General features: G+C 56.0%; 9 protein-coding genes and 1 pseudogene. 3 read left to right on the top strand and 7 right to left on the bottom strand.

What is annotated here, in order from left to right; translation table 11 throughout:
- Positions 1–597 precede the first annotated feature (597 nt).
- From ACP7E6_RS14825 to ACP7E6_RS14835, 3 genes are all read left to right on the top strand, one after another.
- Positions 598–2856: a sensor domain-containing protein gene (locus ACP7E6_RS14825; protein ID WP_426230480.1), complete on the top strand. Its 2259-nt coding sequence runs from the start codon at positions 598–600 to the stop codon at positions 2854–2856.
- The gene (locus ACP7E6_RS14830) at positions 2853–3788 is read left to right on the top strand and encodes a diguanylate cyclase (RefSeq protein WP_426230481.1); all 936 of its coding nucleotides are present in this window, start codon (positions 2853–2855) and stop codon (positions 3786–3788) included. Before ACP7E6_RS14825 ends, ACP7E6_RS14830 begins: the two co-directional genes overlap by 4 nt.
- A 379-nt stretch (positions 3789–4167) precedes the next feature.
- Entirely contained in the window at positions 4168–5238 is a 1071-nt protein-coding gene (locus ACP7E6_RS14835; protein ID WP_426230482.1) for a L,D-transpeptidase family protein, read from the top strand.
- A gap of 124 nt (positions 5239–5362) precedes the next feature.
- Here ACP7E6_RS14835 and ACP7E6_RS14840 read toward each other — a convergent pair whose 3' ends face one another.
- From ACP7E6_RS14840 to ACP7E6_RS14870, 7 genes and pseudogenes are all read right to left on the bottom strand, one after another.
- A complete protein-coding gene (locus ACP7E6_RS14840) occupies positions 5363–5656 on the bottom strand; it encodes a type II toxin-antitoxin system RelE/ParE family toxin (RefSeq protein ID WP_426230483.1) in 294 nt (97 codons plus the stop codon).
- On the bottom strand, positions 5653–5895 hold the full coding sequence (locus ACP7E6_RS14845; RefSeq protein ID WP_426230484.1) for a type II toxin-antitoxin system ParD family antitoxin: 243 nt from the start codon (positions 5893–5895) through the stop codon (positions 5653–5655). Before ACP7E6_RS14845 ends, ACP7E6_RS14840 begins: the two co-directional genes overlap by 4 nt.
- 599 nt (positions 5896–6494) lie before the next feature.
- Positions 6495–7562 carry an ABC transporter ATP-binding protein gene (locus ACP7E6_RS14850; RefSeq protein WP_426230485.1) on the bottom strand — a complete coding sequence of 356 codons (1068 nt, stop codon included), beginning with the start codon at positions 7560–7562 and terminating at the stop codon, positions 6495–6497.
- Positions 7563–7584: 22 nt separating this feature from the next.
- Positions 7585–8406, bottom strand: a complete 822-nt coding sequence (locus tag ACP7E6_RS14855; RefSeq protein ID WP_426230486.1) for a carbohydrate ABC transporter permease — start codon at positions 8404–8406, stop codon at positions 7585–7587.
- Positions 8403–9299 (bottom strand): carbohydrate ABC transporter permease, encoded by an 897-nt coding sequence (locus ACP7E6_RS14860; RefSeq protein WP_426230487.1) that lies wholly within the window; start codon positions 9297–9299, stop codon positions 8403–8405. Before ACP7E6_RS14860 ends, ACP7E6_RS14855 begins: the two co-directional genes overlap by 4 nt.
- A 127-nt stretch (positions 9300–9426) precedes the next feature.
- Positions 9427–10755 carry an ABC transporter substrate-binding protein gene (locus ACP7E6_RS14865; RefSeq protein ID WP_426230488.1) on the bottom strand — a complete coding sequence of 443 codons (1329 nt, stop codon included), beginning with the start codon at positions 10753–10755 and terminating at the stop codon, positions 9427–9429.
- Positions 10752–12256 (bottom strand): annotated as a pseudogene (locus ACP7E6_RS14870) (putative N-acetylmannosamine-6-phosphate 2-epimerase). The gene ACP7E6_RS14865 and the pseudogene ACP7E6_RS14870 overlap by 4 nt, the downstream one beginning before the upstream one ends.
- Positions 12257–12288 lie beyond the last annotated feature (32 nt).

Genomic DNA, 12288 nt, shown 5'->3' on the forward strand with positions numbered 1-12288 from the left:
TGTGGATTGAACATCTTGCTACAATTTGTAAGATAATCGCGACTACGCACGTTCCGCACGACTTCAGCTCAATCTCGGTCTATGGCCAGTCTAATATTCGTCCAAGGCGTTGTTCTGCAAAGGTTCAGCTTCGGGGCTGACGCAGTCGGCGCCTACCACACCGGCTTTGCCCGGAGCAGAGGGAGCGGTCAATCAGCGCGCCAACACGAGATCGAGCGAGGTGCGGCCGTGAGGAGCTTGAGAGCTTCACCTATTAGGTAGATATCATTACGGACGTTGCCGACCATTTCGGTCGGTACCGCCTCAAGCGTCGGGAAAGCGGCGACCTCCGCAAACCACAACGGCGGGAACGGAAGTTTATTTTGTTCCCGAGGATCATTTTCCGTCACCCTGCGTTGTACCTGTTGGGATTCTGTACCTTTGGTGGTCTACAGAAGCCGAGACATTCGTGCAGCGCGTGGATTTTTCAAGCGGTTGAGAAGCAACCGCAAGATTCCCGCTGGGTTTGAATAACGCGCAGGTGCTGCCGCAAAACTCCTTTGTGCGCTGCCACAGATTGCCTGGGCAGCTTGGCAGCACTTACCGAGAAGGGATCATATGACGATGTCGAAATCCGAGGCACACCAGCCTGTAAAAGATGGTTGGCTTGCCGAGCGCCAGTTGCTCAGGGCCATGATCGACCAGGTGCCTGATTACCTTTTCGTCAAGGACCTAGATGGCCGCTTTGTCATGGTGAACCAAGCCGTCGTTCATATCCACGGCTTCGACACGCCTGAGCAGTTGATCGGCAAAAATGACTTCGATCTGCATGATGCCGGAAGTGCCGCGATATTTTTCGACATAGAGCAAAACGTCATTCACTCGACCCACGCGATGATCGACATGGAAGAGCTTGTCGTCGATGCCAACACCGGCGCAAAAAAGTGGCTTTCGACAACGAAAGTGCCCATGCGCAACGAGAACAATGTTGTCGTTGGCCTCGTTGGTATTTCCCGCGATATCACCGCCCGCAAGAAGGACGATTTTTTAAGGGACGAGCAAGCGGCGGTCCTCGAAATGATCGCCTTGAACTTGCCGCTGGAGGCAATTTTAGACCGGCTCGTTCTTTTGATGGAAAGCCAGCTAGAAGGTATTCTCGGCGCGATTTCGTTGGTGGACGAATCGGGCAAATATCTAAGGCACGGGGCAGCACCAACGCTGCCAATGGCGTACTGCCGAGCGTTTGATGGCAACGAAATCGGCTCGGGCATCGGCGCAACGTTCGCACCTCACCGCGAAAGCGTGGTTACATCGGACATTGCCGACGATCCACTCTGGACGGATCTTCGGAACCTGGCCCTACGGCCTAATCTGCGATCCTGCTGGTCGAGCCCCATCCTGTCGCATCATGGAGCGGTGCTGGGTACCTTAGCGATGTACTCCGATGTTGCCCGTCATCCCGGAACAACAGAGAAAAATCTTCTCCAAATGACAACGCGGATTGCCGCCATTGCTATCGAACGGCAGCATGCGGAAGATCGGATCAGCTTCATGGCACATCACGATATGCTCACCGGACTTCCCAACCGCAGTTTGCTCACGGATCGTCTCACTCAAGCCATGCTGCAGACCGAGCGCCATAATCCGTGGGTTTCGGTCGTCTTTGTCGATCTCGACAATTTCAAACTCGTGAACGATAGCCTTGGTCACAACGTCGGTGATAAAGTCCTGAAAACAGTTGCCCAACGCATGTTGGATTGTGTCCGTTCAACAGATGCCGTGGTCCGCCTCGGCGGTGACGAGTTCATTATCTTGCTGACTGACATGCCCGCCAACACGGACGCAATTTCTGCGAGCCTGCATCAGATCAAGATGGCGATAGCAGAACCGATCAGCATCAACGACCAAGTCTTACATGTCACCTGCAGCATGGGCGTTGCAACCTTTCCACATGACGGAACCGAGGCGGAAATGTTGATCGCGAACGCAGACGCCGCGATGTATAAGGCCAAGGATGCCGGCCGCGACAACTTCGAGTTCTTTACCGCCGAAATGAACACGCGGGTACATGAGCGTTTGGCACTACAGGACGGTATCCGCCAAGGCATTGCGCGCTCCGAATTCCATTTGGTCTATCAGCCCCAGGTAGACTTGAAATCTGGAAAGATGTTCGCGGTGGAAGCTCTCGTCCGTTGGCACCATCCCACCCTCGGCATCATATCTCCAATCCAGTTTATTCCCCTTGCCGAGGAGACGGGGCTAATCGTGCCGCTAGGGAATTGGGTGCTGCATGAAGCATGTCGGCAGAACAAACAATGGCAGGATGAGGGTCATGCGCCCATCACGGTCTGTGTCAACGTGTCGGCGCGCCAGTTTCAGGACGAGAACTGGACAGATCGTGTACTGCGCACCTTGTCCGAGACCGGACTGGATCCAAAATACCTTGAGCTGGAGCTGACGGAGAGCCTTGTCATGCGTGACGTTGAACGGGCGATAGCAACCATGAAAGATCTTCAGGTCGCCGGAATTGCTTTCGCCATCGATGACTTTGGGACGGGTTATTCCAGCTTAAGTGCGTTGAAGAACTTACCAGTCTCCCGGCTTAAGATCGATCAGTCGTTCGTACGCAATCTGGTCGAGGACGAAGACGACAGGACGATCGCCGCTGCGGTCATCTCGCTTGGGCAGAAGCTCAATTTGAAAGTCATTGCCGAGGGGGTCGAGACGGATGAACAGTTGGCGTTCCTGCGCGAAAACCAATGCGACGAAATCCAGGGTTACCATTTCAGCAAGCCGGTAGACGCAAAGGCAATCGAGGCGTTGCTCGCTGTACAAGCATCAGGGCGACCGCAGGTTGATACCGAGGCTTCAGAATGACGGCCTCAGCGCTAAACAGAACGGGCTTTGCGGTCGCTGTGATCGATGCCCTTTCGGCGCACATTTGCGTCTTGGATCGCCAAGGGGTGATCATGGCAGTCAATCGGGCCTGGCGAAAGTTTGGCGCGGAAAACGCGCATGGGGTCGAATTTTCCGATATCGGGCAGGATTACCTGCAGATTTGTCGAAACTCATCTGGGCCAGGCGCTATAGAGGCAGACGACTTTGCAGTTGGCGTGCGAGCGGTCCTTGACCGTAGAACTCCGCTTTTTCAGTTGGAGTATCCGTGTCATTCGCCGACAGCCTTCAGATGGTTTTTGGGTCGCGTGACCCCGCTGAACTTGCCAGACGGGGGCGCGGTCATTTCGCATGAGAACATCACCAGTCGCCGGGTTCTGGAAATCGAACTCGCCAAGCTCGCGGACACGGATCCTTTGACCGGGCTTCCCAATCGACGCTATTTTCTGGACAGGGCCAACATCCAGCTCGAGAAAGTGCACATGTTTTACACAAAGGCCTCGCTTGTTATGATCGATGTCGATCATTTTAAAACGGTCAATGATACCCACGGCCATCCGGCTGGGGATGAGGTCCTGAAATCTATCAGCCGTGGCTGCTTTGAACGTCTGCGGCAGAGTGATGTCATGGCTCGGTTCGGAGGGGAGGAGTTTATCATCCTGCTGCCCGAGACCGGTGTGATGGACGCTGCCGTCCTCGCAGAGAAACTCCGCAAATCGGTAGAGGAAAACGTTATCGAGATTGACGGCGGGGTAGTTTCCGTCACTGCTAGCTTTGGCGTCGCTGAAATCAGAATTGAAGATCTGACGATAGATACGGCATTGGCCCGCGCGGACAGGGCCCTTTATAAAGCTAAGCGCGCTGGCAGAAATTGCGTGAGGCAGGAGGACTTGCGGACGTCTTCAACGACCTGAAGTGGAAGTGGTGAGTTTTCTGATACTTAGTAAACAATCTTGGCATCTGCGTCGCGGAGGGCATCGGGCCGAACAGTTGCTTGGAATGGGTTGTTCTTGGCAAGGGTACCGATGCTCCAACGCCGTCGATCGAAAGGCTGAAACTGCGCTCCTGAGCAGTTCGGTCAACTGGAGTTGTCCGGAGACGGACGTCAGAAATCCGGAAGCTAAGCAAGAGTTATTGACCAAGATATCATTGCGGGCGGATTAAAGCGGCGCTGGTAGTCCTCTTATCAACCCTTGTAGAATGGGCCTTGAGCTTTGGGGTTATCGAACCATTAACCATTTCCAATGACTGTATTCGTTGGGCGGTTTTCGCCTGCTCCAGAGGAATACGACCATGTCGCCATCGTTCGGCTCGCTGATTTTTAGAGGTGCAATGCTGTGGGTGTCTATGGGCGCTGTATTCCCTGCGGCAGCGAGTTCTCTGACGCCAGAAGCGATCAATACTGCACCATTGGATGTTTTTCCCGCGATCTACACGCCAATGTCAAAAGAGATCGATCCGGTGGTTACGGCCGGCATAACGCCGGTATCTGTCGATGCGGATGCAGTTGCACTACCGTTCGACACGAACACGCCATCCGCGTCTGTCGCGCGTCTTCAGGTCCTGCTTGACCGCGCCGGAGCGTCTCCGGGCATCATCGATGGGCTGGATGGGGGGAACTTGCGGAGTGCGCTTTCAGCATTCGAAGCCATGCACGGTCTTTCTGCAGATGGCAAAATCGGGTCGCAGGTAATTGCTGCCATCGATGACCCCAACCAGGTGATCGGCAGCTATGTCATTACAAGCAAGGATATTTCTGCGGTTGTCGGTCCGATCCCCAAGGACTATGCGCAAATGGCAAAGATGAAATATCTCGGCTATGCAACCGTGACCGAGGGGCTGGCCGAACGGTTTCACATGGGAGAAGATCTTCTGACGGCACTCAATTCAAGCGCTCGATTTGTCGAAGGCGAAACGATATTCGTTGCTGATCTTGGGGGAAACAAAACGGGCAAGGCGGTCAGGCTTGAAGTCGACAAAGCCCGAGGCCAGGTTAGAGCCTACGCGGCTGACGGATCGTTGCTGGTTGCATATCCCGCGACAATCGGCAGCGAAACCAACCCTTCGCCATCCGGAACGCATACGGTTAAGACAGTCGTCGTGAACCCTGACTATACGTACAATCCCAAAATCAACTTTCAACAGGGAAACAACGACACTGTCCTGACCCTTCCTCCTGGTCCCAATGGCCCGGTTGGAACCGTGTGGATCGACTTGTCTGAGCCAACCTTCGGAATTCACGGTACACCGGAGCCGAGCCGTATCGACAAGACAGGCTCGCACGGATGTGTTCGTTTGACCAATTGGGATGCGGAAGAGCTTGCCAAATTGCTGACAAAAGACGTTCCGGTTGAATTTATGTGAGCCTAAGCCGCGGACCGCTGATCGGGACGATCCCAGTTGCGGTTCTGAGGCGAAAGAACGACTGCTCGCCCTGAAAGTATATGAACCGCAGACACACCAAATCCCACAGCTCCATCAAGGTGCACTAAACTGAATTACTTGCCCAATCTTCATGCCCGTGGCGAATTCGTACTACAAAAATTGTCTCATCGTCATCGATCCGATAAATGATTAGATGCGCTTTGAAGGGATGAATTCTGACGGGCGGATCAATCTCATCCCGTTCGCGCGCGATGCTTGGATTGACAGATATCAGATCAAATAATGCGAAAAGTTCATCGTGATAGCGCTTTGCCTGGTCTACTCCGAACATGCGGGCACCTTGCTCGGTGATCGCAATAATGTCCTCTTCCGCCTCGACAGAAAGCTTAAAACTCATGACTTGCTGGCACGAGCCATCGCCTCAGCAAAGAGTTCATCCTTTGATCGAATGCCAACGCCGCTTTGGAACCCGGCCTCCACGAAACTTTGCATGGCGGCAATCTTGTCGTTTCGTGTCTGGTCGCGTCGGATCAGGTCGCGCACGTAGTCGCTAGCGTTGGAATATCGCCCGGTCCTGGCTTGGGCCTCTACCCAGTCCTTCATCGGTTCTGGAAGAGATACGTTCATCGTGGCCATCGATAACCTCCATTTGAAGACACCATTATCGATTTTGGCAAAGTTTGTCAAAAAGTTCGAATGGCTCAACATACCAACGCCTTAACGCTTACCGCTGTGATGATGGATCGGACATCAAATCACACCAGCTTTCCCGAGCACCTTAGGCGTAGTCGGAGATCATAGGGCACACGTTCGGGACGACACCAAGCGGAAATGCGCTGGATGGGAGAACCTCACGCGCGTTGACGGGGAGATCGCCAAAGGAACAAAAAATTGCTGCCAGCGGCCGCAGAGAAGGCCGCTTCGATATTCCTCCCGCCATCGAGCCGGCTATGATCGCGACAGTCCGTAGCGGCCCGCATCGGAGAACCTTTCTGAGAACTCCGAGCGGGTGGAATGAGTCTTAGTGCATAAGCCATGACCCAGGCTAATCAGGCTGCTTTCGGCGGTGGGATGGATCGTATGGCTGCGCGACATTTATCAGTCGGGTCGCGATCGTTGTTAACGTCGCCGCAATGTCCGTCCAGCTTAGATTTCGTGATGGATCTGACCTAAAGTCGCGACATGCCCGAAGTCGAAAACTGCCGCCAACATTGTAGGCTGGAGAGACCAGACCACTAACAGGCAGCTTTGATAGCCGCTCCGACCTCATCAAAAAGCGACAAGCGGAGATCGTCGATACGAATTCCCACTGTCTCGCCAATGCCGTAGACGTTATCAGCTGGCGCGCTGACATTGATCAAGCCAAGCTTGGGATTACGCACGAACACGGAAGTCGTGCCGCCAAGATATTCGCTTGCCTCGACTGTTCCACGGCAGTGGCCGCTTTCTGGGGCAACCAGCGACAAATGTTCGGGTCGCGCCCCGAGTTGCACCGGAGCCGCATTGCTTGTCAGAGGCACCTCCATCAGACCTTCGCCAGACAGATCAATCTGGCCATGGCCGTTTCGACGGCAGGGCAGAACGTTCATCTTGGGGCTACCGATGAATTGAGCGACAAACAGATTGGCCGGCTTTTGATACAGCTCGTTTGGAGTTCCCTGCTGCATGACACTGCCGTCTTTCAGTACGACGATACGGTCTGCCAATGTCATCGCCTCGACTTGGTCGTGGGTGACGTAGATCATGGTCGCACCAAGCGTCCGGTGAAGCTTGGCGATCTCAAGCCGCATATCGACGCGAAGGGCCGCATCAAGATTGGACAACGGTTCGTCGAACAGAAAGCCGACCGGTTCGCGCACGATCGCCCGCCCGATGGCAACGCGCTGGCGCTGGCCGCCGGAAAGCTCTTTCGGATAACGGTCTAGCAGCGGAGTCAACTTTAGCGTATCGGCTGCCGCATCCACTTTCGCCTTGACAGTGCCGGCCGGAAGCTTGGCGAGTTTCAATCCAAATCCCATGTTCTGACGAACGGTCATGTGCGGGTAAAGGGCGTAGGACTGGAACACCATGGCGAGCTTGCGCTCGACCGGTGAGGCTGCGGTGACGTCGTCGCCGTCGATGAGGATCTGGCCGGACGTCGTCTGCTCCAACCCCGCAATCATCCGCAGAAGGGTGGATTTTCCGCAGCCGGATGGGCCGACGATCACGACAAACTCACCATTGGCAATCTCCAAATCGAGATCCCTGATGATCTCAACGGTGCCGTATTGCTTGCCAGCCTTGCGCAGCGAAATCGTACCCATGGTTATCTCCTAAAGAAACAAGTCAGCCCTTGACCGCTCCGGCCGTCATCGACCCGCTGATCTGGCGATACATGATGAGGCCCAAAAGGACCGGGGGCAGTGCGCCGACGATCATGACTGCAGACGCAACACCCCATTGCACGCCGCCGCCACTGGCGGCGAAGAAGAACGAGGCCCCAACGGTAATTGGCACAGCCTTGGAGGTGGTAAGCATCAGGCCGAACAAAAATTCGTTCCACGCGGTGATGAAACCGAAGATCAAGCTGGTGACGATGGCTGGGCGGCAAACGGGCGCGATTACGTGTAGAAGAATCTGCGTCCGGCTGGCCCCGTCCATCAGGGCTGCTTCGTCGAGTTCGCCGGGCAGGTCGCGAATGGCGTTGACCAGGATAACAAGTGCCAGTGGCAGATTGACGATCGTAAGGATCAGTCCAAGGCCAAGGCGGGTATCCAGCAGCGCCAGCCACTGGAACATCATGTAGAGCGGAATGGCAAAGATGATGAGCGGCATGGCGCGCAAATTGACGATGAAGGGCAAAAGCGTTCGTTCGCCGATCCTGCCACGGGCAATCGCATATGCTGCCGGGAGAGCGAGAAAAACCGCTAGCGTAGTGCCAATGAAGGCAACCGTGATGCTATTAAACAGGTAGAGGAAGATATTCAACCTGTCGGACACCTGAAAGACTGCGAGATAATTGTCCAGTGTCGGTGCCTCCACCCACAGGCCCGAATTGGCCGATAGTTCGCGCGTGCTTTTGAAGGACGTGACAACCGTAACCAGGATCGGAAAGTTCATCGCAAAAGCAGCAACGGCGAAGACGAGCCAGCGAAGAGCATTGATCATTTGAGCGCTCCCTTACGTCGGCTGGCAATAATATTCAGGCCGTAAAGTACTGTGAAGGAGACCGCAAACAGGATGACCGAGGCGGCCACTGCTTTGCCGATGGCGCCCTGCTTGAAGAAAGCTTCATAAATATAGATTGAAAGTGAAGCTGTGGAGCCGCCGGGACCGCTGCCGGTCAAAACATAGACGTTGTCGAAAACACGGAAACCATCGATGAAACGGATGAGGAGGGCAACGACGATCGTCGGCGCCATCAGCGGCAGTTCGATATACCACAGCAAATGGAAGCGGCGGGCTCCGTCCATTGCAGAGGCTTCGACGACCTCGGTCGGGATCGCTCTATAGGCCATGTAGAACAGCAACAGGGCAAACGGCGTCCACTGCAAGGTTTCCACGATGATGAGGGTCCAGAATGCCGAGGTTGGGCCGAGGAAGGAAACACTGGCGCCGAACCACGCCCAGAGATAGTAGGGCACCGGGCCAGCGAATTCGTGCAGCACAAGGCGGTACATCAGGCCGATGAGTGCTGGTGCCACCATTAACGGCATCATCAGGATCGCCATTAACCAGCTCCGCTTTTCGATCAGCGGGGAGAGAAAGATGGCTAGAAACAGCCCGAGCGTGCATTCGAGCAGAGCTGTCAGCGCGCCGAAGCGCAGCGAAAACCAGCTTGCCTGCCAAAACGCGCTGTCGTTCCAAACAGCGGCGAAGTTGGACAGGCCGGTGATCTTGGGCTGCCGTAGCGTTTCAAACGACACGTCAGAGATCGAATAGATCAAGTTGACGATCGCCGGAAAGCCGAGAAATAGCAGCAAGAACAGCACCAACGGAGTGGCCAGCAGTCTAAACTCGGAAATATTGGCGCGTTGTGTGGTCATCAAACCGGTCTGCATCTGATGGCAACTGGATAAGCGATCATCTGGACTTTTCCATTCGGTAAGAGATTGCCTGCTCGCCCAACGCCGCTACGCCGGCGTCCGGCCGGGGGGATAGCGGCGATACCGCCGCTATCCGTTTTGGCTATTTGAGCAAACCGGCCATGCCCTGTTCAGTGTGAGCAAGGGCCTCATCCAGAGATTGTTGGCCGGACCAGTAACCGGTGAACTCCTTGGCCTGCAGTTCGTAGACGGAGAGCGCCTTGGCTGAGGTGCCACCATTCATGACATAGCCGTATTTTGAGGCGAATTCGCCGAGCTTGACGAGGTCAGGGCGCTCCTTTGCGACTTGGGTAACGACTTCCGGCGTTAGTGCTGGGGCGCCGTTATGCCTCGCGTAGGTCAGAGCTGCTTCCTTCGAGGAGAGCCACTTGATGAAGGCCTGCGCGCCAGCCTTGTTTTCGGCGTTTTTGTTCAGGCCGAAGCCCAGGCCGTGAATGTGCGTGAAGCGGCCTTCGGGGCCGGCCGGTGGGGCGACAGTGTCGGTCACATCGGCAACGGCAGGTGACTTTTCCTTGTTTGTCAGATCAGAGGCCGCGGCGTTCCATTGCATCATCGCGGCAACCTGGCCCGACGTATAGGCGGCGTTGGCTTCGGCAAACTCATAGGACAGTGAATCGCGTGGCGTGGCGCCGGCATCATAGAGAAGCTTGTATGTTTCAAGGCCTTTGCGATAGGCATCGGAATTGACCGTGATCTTGCCGGCATCGTCCATCCAGTTGCCGCCATAAGCGCGTGGTATGGACTGGAATACCATCATGTTGAACAGCAGGTTTTTGAGCTGCAGGACCGTGCCGTAGCGCGTTGGGCTATCCGGATTGACGGACTGGCTAAAATACAGCGCGGTCGCTGCATAGTCGTCCCAGGTCCATTCGTCCGGGGTTTTCGGCTCAAGCTTCTTGCCCAGGTGCTTTTCAGAAATCTCTGCGTACTTGGCCTTGCCCGCGTCGTCCTTCATAAGGCCGTCAATCAGGTCCTTGCGATAATACATGAAGTGCAGCGAGAGGTCGGTCGGGACGCCGAACTGCTTGCTTTCGTATTGCATCGTCTTGAGCACGGCATCGCCATAAACGGACGCAGCCTCCTCTGACAACGCGACCGGCTCCATGAACGGCGCGTAGCGGCCAATGGAATAGGTTGCGAGCAGATTGACGTCGAAGGCCTTGGAGCCGGCGGCAAGGTCTGCCTGAAGTTTGTCCCAGAAGCCATCGCGGTTGAAGAACAACAGCTCGACCTTGTCATTTTCGGAGACTCCGGGTTTGGCGTTGTAGACATCTGCGGCGGCGCGCAATGCTGTTTCTTCGGGGCCGCCGGGCCAGCCGAGTACTGTCACCTTGGCGAATGCGGGGCCTGCAAGAAGCCCGGCGATGGCGACTGCGAGAAGGCCGCCCTTTCTGATCCTCGAAAATATCATTTTAGTTCTCCTCTATGGTGATTTTTCTGTTGGTTTTTTGCAAGATCGGCGATGCCCACGACGCCAGCGCTTTCCCCAAGTGCGGCGGCGTGGAGTTTCGGTGTAAGCCGCGGCGGCAGGCCTTCAAGTGCGTGCCGGACGGTGTCGAGATAGTTAGGTGCAAGCCCGATGCCGCCGCCGATGACGATGCGCACGGGGTCGAGTGCAAGGTGGACATTGCGGCAAAGCTGGGCTGTTTGGCGTGCAGACGCATTGATAATATTTTTTGCCCATTCTTTACCAGCGGCTGCAGCTTCGAATACCTCGCGTGCAGTGGCATCCGGCTGATGATCTGCCGCTTGGCTGGCAATCCAGCGGCCGGAAACCTGATCTTCCAGTGTGCCGGCAACATTGTCGGCGACGCGGAACTGTCCGAAATGACCGGCGAGCCCAAACATGGGTTTGCCATTGACGACGAGTCCACCGCCGATTCCTGTCGAGATTGTCAGGAAGACCATGTCTTCGTTTCGGCCAGCACCGAAACGGTACTCGCCCCAGGCTGCGGCCTGAGCATCGTTGGCCGTAAGTACCGGCATTCCGCCTGAAAGCTGCATGATTGTCTCTCTCAGCGGAAACCGATCGGGTATGTCGAGCGTGTTTCGGTTGAGCGCCGACCAATGGCCGTCATCGATGATACCAGTGACGGCGGCACCGATAGTGGCGTATCGACCCTGCCAGGATATGATCGCTGCAAAAAGCGCCTCAAGCCACAGTGCGGGATCGCCACTACGCGGTGTGGGTAGCGTGTGGGCGTCCAACACCGTGCTGCCGCGTACCAGTGCAGCGAGCATCTTGGTGCCGCCTATATCGAGTGCGAGAACAGTGTCAGGGGACGCCATACCGGTCATGCCTTGATGGTAGTGAGGGTTTCGTCGAGGGCGGCTCGGAACCATGAGGTCACGTATTCCGGCCGGGTGATGGCCGAGCCGACAACAACCATGAAAGCGCCGCTCGCAAGCGCCTTGGACGCCTGCTCGGGCGTGCGAACATTGCCTTCGGCGATGACGTGAGGCGTAAGCTTTGAAGCTTCAGCGATCAGCGAGAAATCCGGTTCCGTGGGTTCAACCGGCCCAGTATAGCCGGCAAGCGTGGTGCCGACGATCTCGGCGCCCTCGGCGATCGCCTGTTCAGCGTCCGGCAGAACCGAGCAATCTGCCATGGCGATGCGGCCGTGTGCATGAATTCGGTCGACCAGTGTCTTGGTATCGATCGGACGGATGCGTTGCGTCGCGTCGTAGGCAATGATATCGGCGCCGGCTGCTGCCAAAGCATCGACATCCTCAAGCCAGGGTGTGATGCGCACCGGCGTGTCTTCAAGGTCGCGCTTGACCAAGCCGATAATCGGCTTGTCGGTGGCCGCACGGACAGCCCGGACATAATCTGCCGATTCGATACGCAGCCCCGCAGCGCCACCATCCAGCGCCGCCAGCCCGAATCCGACGACCATTGCGGCGTTGTCCATCGCGCCGCCCTTCACCGGCTGGCACGATACGA

It is taken from the genome of Pararhizobium sp. DWP3-4 (genome assembly GCF_049898205.1).
In the GTDB taxonomy this organism is placed as follows: domain Bacteria; phylum Pseudomonadota; class Alphaproteobacteria; order Rhizobiales; family Rhizobiaceae; genus Pararhizobium.

Excerpts from the sequence above, each read along its gene's own strand:
- ACP7E6_RS14860 (WP_426230487.1), bottom strand. The coding sequence starts at position 9,299 with ATGCAGACCGGTTTGATGACCACACAACGCGCCAATATTTCCGAGTTT.
- ACP7E6_RS14865 (WP_426230488.1), bottom strand. The coding sequence starts at position 10,755 with ATGATATTTTCGAGGATCAGAAAGGGCGGCCTTCTCGCAGTCGCCATC.
- ACP7E6_RS14845 (WP_426230484.1), bottom strand. The coding sequence starts at position 5,895 with ATGGCCACGATGAACGTATCTCTTCCAGAACCGATGAAGGACTGGGTA.
- ACP7E6_RS14830 (WP_426230481.1), top strand. The coding sequence starts at position 2,853 with ATGACGGCCTCAGCGCTAAACAGAACGGGCTTTGCGGTCGCTGTGATC.
- ACP7E6_RS14855 (WP_426230486.1), bottom strand. The coding sequence starts at position 8,406 with ATGATCAATGCTCTTCGCTGGCTCGTCTTCGCCGTTGCTGCTTTTGCG.
- ACP7E6_RS14840 (WP_426230483.1), bottom strand. The coding sequence starts at position 5,656 with ATGAGTTTTAAGCTTTCTGTCGAGGCGGAAGAGGACATTATTGCGATC.
- ACP7E6_RS14850 (WP_426230485.1), bottom strand. The coding sequence starts at position 7,562 with ATGGGTACGATTTCGCTGCGCAAGGCTGGCAAGCAATACGGCACCGTT.
- ACP7E6_RS14835 (WP_426230482.1), top strand. The coding sequence starts at position 4,168 with ATGTCGCCATCGTTCGGCTCGCTGATTTTTAGAGGTGCAATGCTGTGG.
- ACP7E6_RS14825 (WP_426230480.1), top strand. The coding sequence starts at position 598 with ATGACGATGTCGAAATCCGAGGCACACCAGCCTGTAAAAGATGGTTGG.